Source organism: Serratia sp. TSO36 (assembly GCF_057808395.1).
This window is the reverse complement of record NZ_JBJZOU010000001.1, coordinates 23,104-37,778: the sequence shown is the minus strand read 5'-3', so window position 1 is coordinate 37,778 and position 14,675 is coordinate 23,104. Positions and strand designations below refer to the sequence as shown.

General features: G+C 50.4%; 16 protein-coding genes and 3 pseudogenes. 12 read left to right on the top strand and 7 right to left on the bottom strand.

The annotated features are described in order from the left end of the window. The first annotated feature begins 69 nt into the window (after positions 1–69). The 6 genes and pseudogenes from ACK3CV_RS00210 to ACK3CV_RS00185 all read left to right on the top strand — a co-directional run bounded on the left by ACK3CV_RS00210 (position 70) and on the right by ACK3CV_RS00185 (position 2,599). On the top strand, positions 70–402 hold the full coding sequence (locus tag ACK3CV_RS00210) for a tyrosine-type recombinase/integrase (RefSeq protein WP_489009783.1): 333 nt from the start codon (positions 70–72) through the stop codon (positions 400–402). A 272-nt stretch (positions 403–674) separates the two neighbouring features. Then, positions 675–1,145 (top strand): hypothetical protein, encoded by a 471-nt coding sequence (locus ACK3CV_RS00205; RefSeq protein WP_489009782.1) that lies wholly within the window; start codon positions 675–677, stop codon positions 1,143–1,145. A 256-nt stretch (positions 1,146–1,401) separates the two neighbouring features. Beyond that, a pseudogene (locus tag ACK3CV_RS00200) lies at positions 1,402–1,548 on the top strand (phage integrase family protein); the annotation flags it as partial. A 297-nt stretch (positions 1,549–1,845) separates the two neighbouring features. Continuing rightward, positions 1,846–2,121, top strand: a complete 276-nt coding sequence (locus tag ACK3CV_RS00195; RefSeq protein WP_489009781.1) for a DUF2913 family protein — start codon at positions 1,846–1,848, stop codon at positions 2,119–2,121. Between the two features lie 24 nt (positions 2,122–2,145). After that, positions 2,146–2,481 (top strand): hypothetical protein, encoded by a 336-nt coding sequence (locus tag ACK3CV_RS00190; protein WP_489009780.1) that lies wholly within the window; start codon positions 2,146–2,148, stop codon positions 2,479–2,481. Positions 2,482–2,506: 25 nt separating this feature from the next. Further along, positions 2,507–2,599 carry an STM2901 family protein gene (locus ACK3CV_RS00185; RefSeq protein WP_489009779.1) on the top strand — a complete coding sequence of 31 codons (93 nt, stop codon included), beginning with the start codon at positions 2,507–2,509 and terminating at the stop codon, positions 2,597–2,599. Here the strand turns inward: ACK3CV_RS00185 and ACK3CV_RS00180 are convergent. The 6 genes and pseudogenes from ACK3CV_RS00180 to gspG form a co-directional block, all read right to left on the bottom strand. After that, positions 2,576–2,722 (bottom strand): annotated as a pseudogene (locus ACK3CV_RS00180) (IS21 family transposase); the annotation flags it as partial. The gene ACK3CV_RS00185 and the pseudogene ACK3CV_RS00180 sit on opposite strands and share 24 nt — an antisense overlap. Before the next feature lie 219 nt (positions 2,723–2,941). Then, the gene (locus ACK3CV_RS00175; protein WP_489009778.1) at positions 2,942–3,595 is read right to left on the bottom strand and encodes a hypothetical protein; all 654 of its coding nucleotides are present in this window, start codon (positions 3,593–3,595) and stop codon (positions 2,942–2,944) included. Then, positions 3,576–5,210, bottom strand: a complete 1,635-nt coding sequence (locus ACK3CV_RS00170) for a GspE/PulE family protein (RefSeq protein ID WP_489009777.1) — start codon at positions 5,208–5,210, stop codon at positions 3,576–3,578. The genes ACK3CV_RS00175 and ACK3CV_RS00170 overlap by 20 nt, the downstream gene beginning before the upstream one ends. Beyond that, positions 5,210–6,379 (bottom strand): type II secretion system F family protein, encoded by a 1,170-nt coding sequence (locus ACK3CV_RS00165; protein WP_489009776.1) that lies wholly within the window; start codon positions 6,377–6,379, stop codon positions 5,210–5,212. Before ACK3CV_RS00165 ends, ACK3CV_RS00170 begins: the two co-directional genes overlap by 1 nt. Positions 6,380–6,387: 8 nt before the next feature. Next, positions 6,388–6,840 carry a lytic transglycosylase domain-containing protein gene (locus ACK3CV_RS00160; protein ID WP_489009775.1) on the bottom strand — a complete coding sequence of 151 codons (453 nt, stop codon included), beginning with the start codon at positions 6,838–6,840 and terminating at the stop codon, positions 6,388–6,390. A 3-nt stretch (positions 6,841–6,843) separates the two neighbouring features. After that, positions 6,844–7,263, bottom strand: a complete 420-nt coding sequence (gene gspG, locus ACK3CV_RS00155; RefSeq protein ID WP_489009774.1) for a type II secretion system major pseudopilin GspG — start codon at positions 7,261–7,263, stop codon at positions 6,844–6,846. A gap of 242 nt (positions 7,264–7,505) precedes the next feature. Here gspG and ACK3CV_RS00150 point away from each other — a divergent pair, with 242 nt between their 5' ends. The 3 genes from ACK3CV_RS00150 to ACK3CV_RS00140 all read left to right on the top strand — a co-directional run bounded on the left by ACK3CV_RS00150 (position 7,506) and on the right by ACK3CV_RS00140 (position 12,432). After that, positions 7,506–8,189: a LuxR C-terminal-related transcriptional regulator gene (locus ACK3CV_RS00150; RefSeq protein ID WP_489009773.1), complete on the top strand. Its 684-nt coding sequence runs from the start codon at positions 7,506–7,508 to the stop codon at positions 8,187–8,189. A 169-nt stretch (positions 8,190–8,358) separates the two neighbouring features. Further along, positions 8,359–10,350 (top strand): PKD domain-containing protein, encoded by a 1,992-nt coding sequence (locus tag ACK3CV_RS00145; protein ID WP_489009772.1) that lies wholly within the window; start codon positions 8,359–8,361, stop codon positions 10,348–10,350. A gap of 198 nt (positions 10,351–10,548) precedes the next feature. Continuing rightward, a complete protein-coding gene (locus tag ACK3CV_RS00140; protein ID WP_489009771.1) occupies positions 10,549–12,432 on the top strand; it encodes a carbohydrate-binding protein in 1,884 nt (627 codons plus the stop codon). A 130-nt stretch (positions 12,433–12,562) separates the two neighbouring features. On the opposite strand, the pseudogene ACK3CV_RS00135 reads toward ACK3CV_RS00140, so the two are convergent. Next, positions 12,563–12,718 (bottom strand): annotated as a pseudogene (locus tag ACK3CV_RS00135) (IS21 family transposase); the annotation flags it as partial. Between the two features lie 432 nt (positions 12,719–13,150). Here ACK3CV_RS00135 and ACK3CV_RS00130 point away from each other — a divergent pair. Genes ACK3CV_RS00130 through ACK3CV_RS00120 form a run of 3 tightly spaced genes read left to right on the top strand, consistent with a single transcriptional unit; the run spans position 13,151 to position 14,674 of the window. Continuing rightward, a complete protein-coding gene (locus tag ACK3CV_RS00130; protein ID WP_489009770.1) occupies positions 13,151–13,648 on the top strand; it encodes a hypothetical protein in 498 nt (165 codons plus the stop codon). Beyond that, complete coding sequence (locus tag ACK3CV_RS00125) at positions 13,641–14,174, top strand: hypothetical protein (RefSeq protein ID WP_489009769.1); 534 nt, start codon at positions 13,641–13,643, stop codon at positions 14,172–14,174. The genes ACK3CV_RS00130 and ACK3CV_RS00125 overlap by 8 nt, the downstream gene beginning before the upstream one ends. After that, complete coding sequence (locus ACK3CV_RS00120; RefSeq protein ID WP_489009768.1) at positions 14,171–14,674, top strand: hypothetical protein; 504 nt, start codon at positions 14,171–14,173, stop codon at positions 14,672–14,674. The genes ACK3CV_RS00125 and ACK3CV_RS00120 overlap by 4 nt, the downstream gene beginning before the upstream one ends. Position 14,675 lies beyond the last annotated feature (1 nt).

The window sequence follows — 14,675 nt, the reverse complement described above, 5'->3', positions numbered from 1 at the left end:
GCTCGATGCCGGCTACGTCGATCAGTTGCGCCGGTTCCTGGCGACATTCCGACCCGGCCGCGACGCCCCTTGTTTGACGTCAGCCGGAAAACAGCCTGGCTGTGGCTGCAGCAGGCCGTCGCGCGCGCCAAGGAGGAAGGGATTGAATTTGCGCTGCCGGCCATTAATCCCAAGACGCTCCGGCACAGCTTTGCGATGCACCTGTTCTTCAACCACGTACCGCCGAAAGTGGTGCAGACCTACATGGGCCATGAACGTTATGAAAGCACGGAGGTTTACCTGAAGGTGTTTGCGCTGGACGTGGCGCCGCAGCTGGGGGTGACGTTCTCGCTGGATCACCGCGAATACACGCACCTGCTGATGAAAAATAGAATACCTATGTATTACATTGGTAATTCATAGTGATGTGATATTGTATTACATTATATGTGCTGAAGCCGATGATAAGCGGGCTTTTATCCCGAGCAAGAACGTCGGTGCCACCTGTGTTAGCATGACGGCCATCCGTTGTTTCGTGTGTCAAGATCATCAGGGAGAGTCATGTTGGGAGAGTTTCAAACGTGAAAATTGATATTATTCCATTGGACTTTAAACCTCTATGACAAACGTGCTCAATGCGCGGGGCTTCAACAGAGCGACCGGGCAGATGTGGATGCGGGACATTGGATTGATGAATGGCTAGGCAGAATAAGTACGTCGGCATTGCTGGCTCTCCAAACAGCCCCATAGGTCACCCGGACGGGTTGGCTTGTTATGGGCGCGTGCCGGAGATAGAAACGAAAAATGACTTTATTCCAGCAGGTGACATTTTCCTGCGTGTGGGGAGGCATACAGGGCCTAATCGTGGCTTTGGTGTTAACCATATTTGGGCTGAGCATGAGAAGGAATTAGCCCGGCTTGGCTATGAGACGATCAGTGATGTTGCTCGCTTTGTGCGGGATATTATTCAGCCGGGAGCACCAATTTATTGCGAGTTTAATCATCCGGGTGGGAAGCACAGAACGACCGTTCTAAAATCTGCTTTGGGTATAGTGATACTGGAGCCCAGAGAAGCACCAGAAACTGATTCTGGTTGGATCTATGTGGTTGTAACAACTTACTCGAAGCGTAATCCACATGGCGTACAGATAGGTAGAATTGAATAAGAAAAGGGCGCATATGGCGCCCTTACGAAGGTGTTGGTAGTCGCAGCATTTCTTTAGCACTAAGGGTTCAGAAACCGACTCGTGTCGTAACTACCCGGCAGGTGATCAGCCACCTGACTGCCCGGCACAGAAGGCCTGTATCTGATTTGCGCCCCCTGCGTATGCTCTTGCAGTAAGACAATACTAGACTAATATGGCAGGATATGCAACCGCCATTATCAACGTCAGACGGCACAGGGAGCGACTTCACCGTTGTCTGGCTGTCGCTGCCGATGTAAATCTGACACTCCCTGTCTGGCCATCATACGAGACCGCACTCGCGCTGCGGAGCATGACGCTGCTGCAACCTTACCTCCCTAAATACCTGCTGGCACCCGAGGTGGCGGTGTTGCTGCATTATCTGCTGACGAGCGTCAGCGGGGCAGGGGACGGTCATCGGAAGAGGAAAATATAGCCCGGATAGTGTCGCTGCTCGATGCCGGCTACGTCGATCAGCTGGCGCCAGTTTCGGGCCACATTCCGACCCGGCCGGCGACGCCCCTATCGCTTGAAGCCAGGATAATGAACACAAAAGAAATACACCTGTATTACATTTTTCGCAATGCGTTGCTGGTCACTGTCCGGATTGCCAGTTACACTGGATGGTGATGGATCGCAGAGTCCCTTTAACCATTCGTCAACACGGGCAGGGCAGACAACGTTGTTAGACAAAACCAAATCCGTTACTACGGATAACTCCACCGCAGCACTCAGCCATCTGGCGTTCTGTGCCCTGGCAGCATTGGGGCTGGCCCGCCAAGACGGCATCATTGGCACACCCTACGCCGAAAATCTGTTCCTGATCCGCTGGCTGGCCACCGCCCAAAAACAGAAGCGATTTCCCAGAAGCGTCGCCGTGGATATCACCTGGCTGCTCGAACGTGGCCGCAAGCACGGCCCAGCCGGTAAACTGCGCCAGCATCTGGAATACCTGTAGCGCTCCTGCAGCGGCAATCTCGCCGTGCAGTCCGATTTGTTCCGGCTCACTTACGCGACTGAAACCCTGAAAGATCGGGGCTGGGACAACTATGTGATGGATGCCCGCGAGTGGCGGTCGGAAACTACACCCACGCCGTCCCAGCACAACGGTTTTTACGTCGAAAAAACGGCGCTCAATGCCGCCTTCTCTCAGGATGGCCATCACCTGCAGCCGGTCTCTTTTCGCATTGTCGGCGATGCCGATACGTTCATTCAGGTCATGGCAGAGTATGGACTGCAGGCCCGCCTTGCAGACAGCAGGCCGACATATCAAACGGTAACACTGGAGCCAGGCGAGCACAGCAACGCGCCAACCTGACATCCCCTACGGTAAAGGATAACCTATGGATACGGTTGAAGAATTAAGCGGTACGTATTTCTACAAGGGATATACCCAGTTGACTCCCCAGCAGCCGAGCCTTACGCGCCGGTGGTGACGGATAACGCAAATACCGTCTGACGGTGCGTTCGGAACAGCCGATTTGGGTGGCGATATCGACAATGTAGGCGCCCTGACGGCGCATTTGCTTTATCATGAAAAAGTCCTCTCTGCTCAGCATGTTGATATCCTTTTCGGTGTCGGAACCATCAGGAAACAACATGTTGGGTGGAGCGGACAAATCAAATGGTGATTTAGGGTCCTATATCACTGGCGCTGACACCTGAACCTGTTGTCGGCAATGAGCCTGGTGCCGGCCAACAAAGTAAGTAGCTTGGCGCATCGCGGTGAGAGGGGAGGCTCGCGTCAATTCAGGAGGCCTGTGGCCTTGTTCATGCTATCAGACATAACAGGGGGCATGACGCATGCCCGTCAGGTTGGCCACTAACGCTAATTGTTGCCCACTCTCCAGCTCGGGGAGTGCCATGTGGTAGATGTGCCGCCATTCCCCGGCAGACCGGCAGGCGAAAGTGCTGCCTGGTTCCTTGATGAGTGCAAAGATACCCTCCTCGGGCAGGGGATTCTGCCAGGACAGGAGTAGAGCGCGCAGGGGCGTAGTGATGTCAGACAGGCAGAGATTGATTTCCCGAGTGACCTGATACAGTGTTTGCCAGAGCGTTTCTTCTAATACGAATGCCAGCGCGTTGTGCCCATATCGCATTTCCTCAAAACCGACCCTGATTTTTTTTCCTGACAGATGTGGATAATCTTTCTGCGCCAGTATGGCGCTGTACTGACGTAGTTCATCGGGGGTACCGATCCCTGTCTGCCACGGCACGACCAGATGGGTCACCAGGCTGGCGTCCAGCACGAATTTGACACGGCGGCGCCAGGGCAATCGGCTAGCGCAGGGGCGCAGGAGTCTTTGCAGCACCGTCCCCAGCGATTCATCCGCCTGGCGCTCCGCGTAGCTTATTTCTTTATCGCTCTGAACCAGGCGAACCTGTTGCGGTAAAATCTCGCAGGTCAACACGTTAGGTAGGCGCAATAACACGATTAATCTCCTGTAATGTCGTTTTGCCTTCCAGCACAGCGCGCAAGGCGATGTCGTTGAGCGGAATAAAGCCTTCGCTGAGGGCTATCTCACGCAGATGGCGAGCGGATGAACGGGCCAGTAGCGCGTCTTTCATTGATTCACTGAACGTCAGTACCTCCGCGAGAGCCAGACGCCCGCGGTAACCACTCTGGCGGCATGATTCGCAGCCCTGTCCGCGCATCCAGCGCGGCTGCACGTCGTGCAAGGGGCTTTCTTGCCAGGCGGCCAGTTCCCGATCATCGGGTGTCGTCTCAACCGCACAGGAGGGACAAATGCTGCGTACCAAACGTTGGGCGACCACGCCATTCAGCGCCGTGATCAGGCTGGCGGGTTCAACCTGCATATACAGAAAACGCTCCAGTACGCTAAACGCGTTATTCGCGTGTACGGAAGACAAAACGACGTGGCCGGTGAGTGCCGCCTGGACCGCGATGCCTGCCGTTTCGCTATCTCGAATCTCGCCCACCAGGATCGTGTCCGGATCATGGCGTAAAATTGCGCGCAGCCCTCGGGCAAAGGTTAACCCCTTTTTATCGTTTACCGGGATTTGCAGTACGCTATTGAGTTGATATTCCACCGGATCTTCGATAGTGATGATTTTGCTCTCCCCGCTGTTAAGTTCGCTTAGCGCGGCGTAAAGCGTGGTGGATTTGCCACTCCCGGTGGGGCCCGTCACCAGGACCATTCCGTGTGGCATATGGGTAAGTTGGCGGATGGCCAGCAAAGTCTGTTCACCAAACCCCAGCGATGCCAGGCACAGGTTTTGGTCGTGTGACTTATCCAAAACGCGCAATACCGCATCCTCTCCGTGAATCCCTGGCACGATGGAGACGCGGAAATCTACCGGAAGCTGATGGATCAGCGCTTTGAAACGGCCGTCCTGCGGGATCCGCCGTTCGGCGATATCCATACCGCTCAACACTTTGAGCCGTGAAATGACCTGTTCAGCTTGCTGATTGCCATTACAGTGGCGGATCGTATGCAGGACCCCGTCGATACGATATTTAACCGTTAATCCATCTGGCACGGCGGAAAGATGGATATCGCTTGCCCGGCTTTGTAGCGCATCAAACAGTGTGGCATTGACCAGTTTGACGATAGCATGACTTTCCTGCGCAATGGTTGTTGGCGAAATGACCAACTGGGTCTCATTACTGCTATCGTCACCGTTTTGTTGTTCAAGTTGATCCAGTGTACGTTGCTGTTTGCCTAATATATCCAGTTGTTCATTGACCCAACCTGGCGGCACCAGGGCGGGGCGCAGCGGGAAACGATGCATCCACTGACGTACGGACAGCGATAGCGGGTCCGCCGGCACCAGCCAACCTTGTTGTTGATATTGCAGCGGCAGAACACGGTGTTCCAGCGCATCGGTCAGTGAGACATGGGTAAAATCGGGTTCGGCATTGGCTAACTGTTCCATCGTCAGAGAGGACAGGCCCAGCAAGCGTGCAATTCCCGGCAGGTTTTCAGGGGTGTTATACAGTGCCTCTGCCAGCGTCTGGCCGTTTTGTACCGCCGAATGCAGTAATTCATCCAGCATATCCCCGTTTTGAGCGTGCATCATTGACATCAGGAAAGGCCCCCAGCCAGTTCGAAAATGGGCATATACAGCAAGAACACCACCAGGCCGACAATGCCTCCGACCGCCATCATCAATACAGGCTCGAAGACTTTGCTAAAAGTTTCAATCGCCTGTTCGAGGGCCTCATCGTAGAAAGCCGCGATGCGTTCACACATGGCCGGCAAATCGCCGCTACGTTCGCCGACTTGCAATAAACGGCTGGCGATCGGTGTGGTCAGCGCCTGGCTCTCCAGCATGGTGGACAGAGACTGACCGGCATTAACCCCTGCCAGAGCGTGATTCAAGGCTGTCTGATGAGCCGCCGGCAAGATGCTTCGCGTTAGGTTCAGCGCTTGTGGGACGGGCAACCCGCCCAGCAATAACAAACCCAGCGTGCGATAAAAACGTACCAGAATGGTGAGCTGATGCTGATGGCGCAACCGGGGTAATTTCAGGCATCGTTGCAGCAGTGCCTGACGAACGGCAGCCTGACGTAGGAGAGTCATTACGCCCAGGACAGTCGTTACGGTTGCGGCCAACAAGAGGTAACCGTGGTTCTCCACCAGATTGCCCCACCATAAAATAAGCTGTGCGCTGCTGCCGGGATTTTTCATTCCCGCAAACACCTGACTAAAGCGTGGGATAATGAACCCCAACAAAAAACAAAGGATCAGGCCACCCGCACTCATAACGATGGTGGGGTAAAGCAGAGTGGCTTTTATTCGTTTACGCAATATATCCATGCGTTGCTCATAATGTTGAAAGCGCAGCAATGCCTCTGGCAGATGTCCGGTTTGCTCCGATGAGGCGACAGTATTGAGTAACAGTGCCGGGAAGATGGATGGCTGAGCAGCCATCGCTTGAGAAAGCTGGCTCCCCTGGTAGAGTTTCTCCAGTAGGTGGTGATAAATGTTCTGCACATGCGTTTCATGGCAGTTGGCTTGCAGGGCTTCGATGGCTTCGGTAATCACCAGGCCTGCTTCCAGCAAAGCTACCAGTTCTTGAATAAAAAGATTTAATGGGAAGGTTTTTCTGCGCAATGGGGTGCGGTTTTTTACCTGCACCACGAGATACCCTTCTTCGATAAAGCGGAGTCTGGCATCTTCAGGGGAGTTCGCGGTAACCTGAACGGTCTTGCGATGGGCGTTATCCAGATAAACTACGTCATACAGTTTCATCTCGTTGCTTATCCCTTTGCCCTGTTTTTCTTTAATTTTTGATACTGCTGGGCGACTTTCTGGATATATTTCTGTCGCAGGATCTGTTTTTTAGGTGTGTCGGCATAACCCACATTGTAGGCACCTACGGCATCCCAGGAATACCTGAAATGGCGGATGTTTCCGGCCAGGATCCAGGCGCCGGTCATCACGTTATGGCATGGATCGTCAAGAAGATGCCGAGGCGTGATATTGAATTTTTTCAAGGTTGCCAAATGAGCGCTGTTAATTTGCATGAGCCCATAGTCAACCGTGCCGTTAGGGTTGACATTGGTAGCTCGTACGTTAAGTCCTGACTCAACAATGGCTATCGCTTGCAACAATTCGGGCTCAATACCATAGCGTTGCCCCGCCTGGAACCAGCAATCGGCAAACGATGACGAGGGCAACAGTAATGCCAAAATAAAAAACACCTGTTTCATTGACTAGAATCCGTAAGTCAGTGGCTTTCCGTCCCTTCCATTCGACATGATATCCACTTCATTCAGGCCGTCTTTTTCTCGGGTCGGATTATGCCATTGGTAAGGATTCCCCCAGGGATCGAGAGGGACTTGTTGACTGAGGTAAGGACCGTTCCAGTTTGGCACATTGGCTGGTTTTTTCGTCAACGCGTTCAGACCCTGAGCCTCGCTTGGCCAGGCCCCGTTATCCAGACGATATTGACTCAAGGCGTCACTCAGGGCGCGCATCTGGCGAAATGCGGTTTTTTCTTTTGCCTGATCGACATTAGAAAAAATTTTCGGGCCGACAAAGCCGGCTAGTAACGCAATAATCATGAGCACCACTAAGAGTTCTAACAAGGTAAAACCTCCCTGACTGCGCCAGAGATTCAATGATTCTTTCATCTATGATATTTCTCTTAATGTGTTGGTTTTTGTTGTGAAGCGATATGCTAGTGAAGTTTAGTAAAAAAAAAAACATGAATATTCTTTAGCACGATGAGAATTTACTTATTTTTGCGAGGAATTTCTTGTTTTTATTTAAACATCAATTTCTGACTAGTTCTATAGATGATCCTTGCCTTTCATTGTAATTTCTCGCGCGTCCGGCATTGAACAATTACGATTCTCGACGCGAGGAAGGATTTATGGCTATTAATATTGTAATTGCCGACCAACATACTATCATTCGGCGTGGTGTATTATCGATGATAAGTAGCATGCCAGCTGCTGAGTATGGTCTAGGGGATGGTGATTTCAACGTTGTGGGTGATACAGACTCACCTAATGAAGTCTATACGATGTTGAGTCAATGTAAGGTTGATATCTTGTTTCTTGGTTTTTCGCTGAAAACAAAGAAAACGCAAAGCCTTATCTCAGAGCTAGACGGGACATCCCTGGTCAAATTGCTGGCGAACAAGTTTCCAGACACCCGCATCGTGGTCTTATCCCCTTTCCGGAATCGCAATATCATCCGTCAGGTCTTGTTGGATGGGGCCGTAGGTTATATCAGCCGTGAGACCTGTGAACTAAGTCTATGGCGCACCATTGTTGCCGTCTGCAACGGTGAAACGTACATTGAGCGTAGCCTGATGAATTTTTTATTCCGCAGTAGTATTCTGGCCGAGCAAGAATTGACGCTTCGTGAAAATGAAGTCCTCCGTATGCTTTGTCATGGTCTCTCATTAACGGCGATTGCCAATAAAATGAACTTAAGCAATAAAACCGTTAGCGCTCATAAGATAAAAGCGATGGAAAAACTTGGGGTGAAAACTGACTGTCAGCTCTATTGCCTGCTGTCACAAACTCAGATGTTTGATATCACTATTTAGCAGTCATTAATTTTATCTCTATATATTTTTTTAGATGATGCGATAGAGCCCAGCGAGTGAAAGATGCTTCTTTGATTCTTGGTCTGTTCGAGACATTTCTTCCTTTTCATTTCGCTATAATCGTTTTGAATTTTTTTGTAACATCAATCGTCAATAAACAGGTATTATTTTGAATAAACTCTCCCTGGCTTTACTCATCAGTACATCTTTTCTGGCGCAACCGACTTTTGCAACAGAGGCTAATCGTACCCTCAGCTATTTAACATCATGGGGGAGTTATGATCAAAACTCCGTTGGGGCATTGAATCAATCCAAAGTCGATACCTTCCTGCTTTCTTTTGGTGGCTGGGATAGCGCGGGAGATATCTCTTCCTCCGACAACCTGATTTCTGCTCCGGACTATAATGCGTACTGGCTGCCGTCAGCTTATGTCGCCTGGTCTCAGATGAAGCTGGCCCATCCCGAGAAGAAAATGATGGTGGCATTTGGCGGGCAAACCTATGAGGGGATGTGGTCTCATCTGGGTAATCCTGAGAGCCTCGAAAATATTGCCCAGGGGCTGGTTAAGCTGCTCAAGACGGATTTCCCGGTTTATAAGAAAGGATTGAAACCTGAGGAGATGGAAGGTAAATGCCAGGAGTTTAACTGGGGTGGTTCTGCCTGCAATATGGCCGTTTATCAGCGGGCAGGTACGATCCAGCTCGATGGGATTGACTTTGACTATGAAAAAGAAGCCCGGCTTACCCCACAGGAGAACGACAATCTGTTGGCGCTGGCTAAACGCGTACGTACGCTATTAGGCCCGCAAAGCAAAAAATTACTCAGCCTGACCACCTACCATGTCGGTGCCGATCCCGATGCTTGTGCGAATGCGAACGTTACCGAAGGCTGTTCTTTTATTGAGGATAAACGTTCTTCCCACCACGGTGAAGTCATGCCTTTACTGGTGAAAGGAAAGGATGTTTTTGACTTCTTCAATGTCATGACTTACGACGCAGGCCCTCGCTTTAAGTACGATGTGGCAATGGCAAACTATGCGAAGGCTGTTGGAGATAAATCGAAGATCTTATTGGGTAATACGATCAATGAACAGTGGGGGCCTGAAGGGCGTTTTACTGAGTCACGTGAGAATAATATCGCACGTGCAGCCTGGCAGGCGAAAAACAACTATGGTGGTTTCTTCGTTTGGACTCTGGGGGCATCAACTGCCCAGATGAGTCTCGCAGATCAGGTGCAGTATATCAATGAGATGCACCAGGCGGCAAAAGACGCGAAGGTAACCGACGGTAACCAGAAGCCGAGGGCGGTTGTCGCATTCCCGAAAGAGGTCACGGGGGCGAAAACCGTTATTCTGGATGGTTCGGCATCTATTGATCCTGAAGGTGAAACCCTTAGCTATAAATGGGAACAAACGGGGGGGCCGGCTGTGACCCTCGAAAATGCCGGACAGGCACTGGCCCGATTTACACTGAATACCACGGATAAGGATGTTGACCTGAAATTCCGTTTGACGGTCAATGACGGTGAGCTCGATTCTGATCCATTTGAATTCACGATTAAGCACAAAGCCGAAAGCGCCGTTATTGAAAACCAAAAGCCGACGGCGGTTGCCACATTCCCGAAAGAAGTCACGGGTGCGAAAACTGTTACCCTGGATGGGTCATCGTCAGTTGACCCGGAAGGCGAGGCGCTGAGTTACACATGGACGCAAATTTCAGGACCCAAAGCGACGCTTAACAATAGTCGTCAATCCGAGGCACAACTCATTCTGAGCAAAACGGATAAAGATGCTGAGTTAAAATTTAGCCTGACGGTAAATGATGGTGAGCTGGATTCAGACCCATTTGAATTTACCATTAAACACAAAGCTGAAGAGCATAGCGATGTTCACTATGCCTGGCAGAAAAGTAAAGTTTACGTTACCGGTGATGTGGTGAGCTTCCAGGGAAAACAATATAAAGCGAAATGGTGGACTCAGGGCAATGAACCGGGCAGTAACGATGTCTGGGAAAATATGAATAAAGTGGATAATGAAGCATGGGACGTAAACCGGACTTACCTGGGCGGTGAAAAAGCGAAATGGCAGGGTAAAACGTGGGTTGCCAAATGGTGGGTTAAAGGGGAACAGCCTGGCAGTGGCATAGCCTGGAAGTCAGAGTAATAACTGTAATTCGGAGTAATAAAATGTCGGCGGGCTACCCGCCGATTTTCTTTGTTCATTTAAACGATGTGTTGAAATTATTGAGTGAGTGGAGCACTTCACTATTTTAAGTCCTTTTATATTTGATTGCGACGTCCATTTCACCATTAAGTACAGCATGTTTATAACATGCTATTTTTTATTAAATAGAGATTAATCATGAAGAAAACACTGAAATACACCGCGTTGGCAACCAGCTTGCTCTTGGCCGGACTATCGGTATGTGCACATGCCATAACACTTGATGCGGCGACAAAGATGCCCGATATCAGTGGAAAGAATATTTTGGTCGGTTTTTGGCATAATTGGGCCAGTAAGTCTGATGGTTATCAGCGAGGCACTTCTGCAGAGGTGAACCTTTCAGCTGTTCCCGAGGCGTATAATGTAGTCACCGTGTCTTTTATGACCGGTGAGGGGATCCCTACGTTTAAACCTTATAATATGTCTGATGCGGAATTTCGCAGCGAAGTGGCCGCACTGAATGCGCAGGATCGTGCTGTTTTGCTCTCTTTGGGTGGGGCTGATGCCCATATTCAGCTGGGCAAGGGCGACGCGCAGAAATTTGCGGATGAAATTATTCGATTGGTCGAGAAGTATGGTTTTGACGGACTGGATATCGACCTGGAAGGCGGTGCGATCACTGCCGGTGCCAACGCCACCGAAATTCCGGAGGCGCTGAAAATTGTTAAAAAAAGTTATCCTAAATTTATCATCAGCATGGCACCAGAGTTTCCGCATCTGCGAGCCGGTGGGCCTTATGAACAATTAATTAAAAACCTCGAAGGCTATTACGATTTCATTGCTCCACAGTATTATAACCAGGCTGGAGATGGCGTGGACGTTGCGGGGCGTGGTTGGGTTGCTCAGGGGAATGATGCGGTTAAGGCGGACTTTCTATTCTATCTGACGGATTCTCTTATCCATGGCACTCGTGGCTTTATACAAATTCCTGCTGATAAGTTCGCTATTGGTCTGCCCAGCAACCCAGATGCAGCAAATAACGGTTATGTCAAAAATGAAGTTGATGTGCGTACGGCGATGGAAAAACTCGCGGCTCAAGGGACGCCAATCAAAGGGCTGATGACGTGGTCAATTAACTGGGATGCCGGGCACGACAAGAATGGAAACAACTACGGCTATGAGTTTGTTAACCGCTATGCCGATCTGGTGCATAAATCCCCCTTGCCGACACCGGATATTGAAGCGCCTACGGTGCCGGGCAAACCATTAGCCAGCGTCTTGGCGGAAGGGATCAATCTGAAGTGGCAGGCTTCTACCGACAATATTGGCGTCCATCATTATGAAATCTGGCGTGATAGCGTCAACGTTGCCCAGTCTTTCTTTCCTGTGTGGCAAGATCGGCACGTTAAGCCTGCTACGTTATACAGTTATTACATCATTGCGGCTGATAAAGCGGGCAACCGTTCAGCAGCCAGTGAGTCAACCCAGGTAACCAGCGCTGAGCGGGTTAAACCGATAGAAGATACCGAAGCGCCGAGCACGCCGGAAAAACTGATGCTTTCAAGCGTGACCGAAACCAGCGCATCAATCCATTGGCAACCTTCCACAGATAATGTAGGAGTGGCAAGTTACCAAATCTGGCGGGATGGAAAAGTGGTCGCGAATACGGCCCAAACACGCTGGACGGATAATGCGTTGAAGGCCGACAGTGAATATCATTACCAGATTACCGCGACGGATGCCGCAGGTAACCAGTCGGAAAAAAGCCGGCAGCTGACAATAAAAACGCAGACTGAGCACAGTGGTGACCATGCTCGTTGGAGTGATTCTAAGGTGTATGTGGGGGGCGATATTGTTCGTTGGAATGGTAAAAACTATAAAGCGAAATGGTGGACACAAGGCAATCAACCAGACAGTAATGAGGTCTGGGAATGCCTGGACAAAGATGTCGGAGGGGAGTGGAATATCCATAATGTCTATGTTGGCGGCGATGAAGTGACCTATCAGGGAAAACACTGGGTCGCTAAATGGTGGACAAAAGGGAATACGCCAGGTTCCGATAATGTGTGGCGAGCAAAATAATTCCATGACGCTAATGTAATCACCTCCGCCGGCATTGAGGGAAACCTCACTGCCGGCGAGTATGCTCACTGGTTGTTGATCTGCCTGCTGAATTCAACTCGATGTCCGTTATGCAGCAGCCTGTCCATTAAGGCATCGGCCACTGTCGGAAGCGGGTCACGATATCAGAGATGGTGCTGCTGCCCAGGTTCAGGCACACCGCGATACTCCTGTTGGACAGGTGACAGTCAAATTTCAGGCGTAAAACTTCTTTGATTTTACTCATCCGCGTTCTCAGTCTGGCCATGGTGACACTCCTCCGGAAGATGCGTTATCAGGAGAAAGTGTTGTCCATTGTTTTCAAAGTGAAAAGCGCGAGATTCCGACGACAGGATTATGGATTCCGACAATTCGATCACGTATTCCGAAGCCAGGATCACCGATACCGAAGAGCGGTAAAAAATTGGCCGGTTTAAGTCGGAAACAATGATCGAATTAAATCGGAAAGTGCGATCGGCTTAAATCGGAATCGATGATCGGTTTGGGTCGGAATACGCAATTTCTTCGTTTTCTCTCCGTTAACGCGACAGTGCCATTAATGTTCAAACATGATCATTCGCTTTTTCTGACTAGTACTATAGTGAACCCCCCCCCGCGGCCGCTATCTTTTGACGCCTCAGATTGAATACCCCATTTTTAGCGTTAAAATACAACGTTTTTATTGCAAAGGCGGAGACCGATGGATTTAACATTAGGCACATTACCTCCCTGGGCATGTCGAATATCGATGATAGTGTTCTTGTTATGTTTACCGCTTTTAATCATCACCCGACAAAGTCAGCTGGAAATACAATCTCTGACCGACATATACGAACAGACACAGCACAAATTATTTGTGCATCAACGTGCCGAACGTGCAATTAAAGAAAAACTGCAGCAGCAGAATGCAATCACACACACGGCTCCGGCCTCAATACACAGCCTATTCCCAATAGGACGTGCGTTAAATGACGACGTTACTCTGTTAAGACTGGACGTCAATTTTAAGAAACAGCGCGTCCGGTTGGACGTTGCGGCAAAGTCATTGCCCGCGCTTCTTGATTTTATTTCCCGAGTGCAACGTATCCCGTTACAGGTGGAGTTACAGAAGCACCACAGAGAGAAAAACAACATGCAGATATGGTCCATCCGGGCCACCATGGACATTCACTTATCCGCGGAGGTAGAGAGTGAGTAAATTAAATCTCCCATCATCACGCGCCTTACATTGGGAATGGACGTCTCTCTTAGAAAAAACAGGGCGGTGGCCGCTCGTTTTCTGTTTACTGCCCGTGGCGGTGTTACTTTATTGGCTAATGGTATGCCAGCCGCAAAGCCAACGGCTGAAAACCTCGATTGATGCCATGCAACATCAGTTAAATTCACCGCAGCCCTTGTTAGCAGAAAAAAACAACGAGTTGGAATCGGAATTAAGCGTGACGGAGTATGAGCAGATAAAAATGCTGTTCGATACTTTTCATAAATATCACCTGCATGTTGAGAGCAGTAATTATCAATTTATGCCTGCAGAAGAAAAGGACGCCAGCACACTCACCTTAATTATCCCATTGCAGGGCCAGTGGTTGTCTTTGGCGCAGGCGTTGCGCGATATTTCTCGTGCATTACCGGTTAATGTGGAAACCCTGCAGATGAGCCGACCCGATCCGGATAGCGGCACTCTGTCGATCGCCCTGCAACTGGTACTGCGCAGGGGGGAATTTTGAAACTCCCTCGTTACCTCATTGTGTTACTGACCATCACGCTCGGCCTGGTACTCTGGGTTCAATTCGCTGGACATGAAGAGTCTGAATGGACATCTTCCGCGCCGCCACGTCAGCAAACCGAAGCCACGCCTCCCCGTTCAGTCGGCGCTGAAGAAGAGGAGATCGTTGAACTTTTCCCGATCCCTCGCCCCCCGAAAAAGAGCGGCGCCTCCGGTCAAGCGCCGCAACCGGCGCAAAAGAAGGAACCGGTTTTCCCGCTGCAGGTGGTGGGGGCCTGGTGGGAAAACGACCAAAGGATCGTCATTCTGGGCGGCCTGGAACACCATTATTTGCTTTGCAAACACTGTCAACGTACAGGTTATATCCGCCCAGGTGAAAAACTCCTCCCGGCATGGAAACTCGTTGCTCTGGCCGACGATCACCTGGTCGTGGAGTCTCAGCCGGAACACATGACGAAGCGAATCGAACTTGACGACTTAATCTCTCAACCGGCACGATAAT

Excerpts from the sequence above, each read along its gene's own strand:
- ACK3CV_RS00205 (WP_489009782.1), top strand. The coding sequence starts at position 675 with ATGGCTAGGCAGAATAAGTACGTCGGCATTGCTGGCTCTCCAAACAGC.
- ACK3CV_RS00185 (WP_489009779.1), top strand. The coding sequence starts at position 2,507 with ATGGATACGGTTGAAGAATTAAGCGGTACGTATTTCTACAAGGGATAT.
- ACK3CV_RS00170 (WP_489009777.1), bottom strand. The coding sequence starts at position 5,210 with ATGTCAATGATGCACGCTCAAAACGGGGATATGCTGGATGAATTACTG.
- ACK3CV_RS00165 (WP_489009776.1), bottom strand. The coding sequence starts at position 6,379 with ATGAAACTGTATGACGTAGTTTATCTGGATAACGCCCATCGCAAGACC.
- ACK3CV_RS00160 (WP_489009775.1), bottom strand. The coding sequence starts at position 6,840 with ATGAAACAGGTGTTTTTTATTTTGGCATTACTGTTGCCCTCGTCATCG.
- gspG (WP_489009774.1), bottom strand. The coding sequence starts at position 7,263 with ATGAAAGAATCATTGAATCTCTGGCGCAGTCAGGGAGGTTTTACCTTG.
- ACK3CV_RS00150 (WP_489009773.1), top strand. The coding sequence starts at position 7,506 with ATGGCTATTAATATTGTAATTGCCGACCAACATACTATCATTCGGCGT.
- ACK3CV_RS00140 (WP_489009771.1), top strand. The coding sequence starts at position 10,549 with ATGAAGAAAACACTGAAATACACCGCGTTGGCAACCAGCTTGCTCTTG.
- ACK3CV_RS00130 (WP_489009770.1), top strand. The coding sequence starts at position 13,151 with ATGGATTTAACATTAGGCACATTACCTCCCTGGGCATGTCGAATATCG.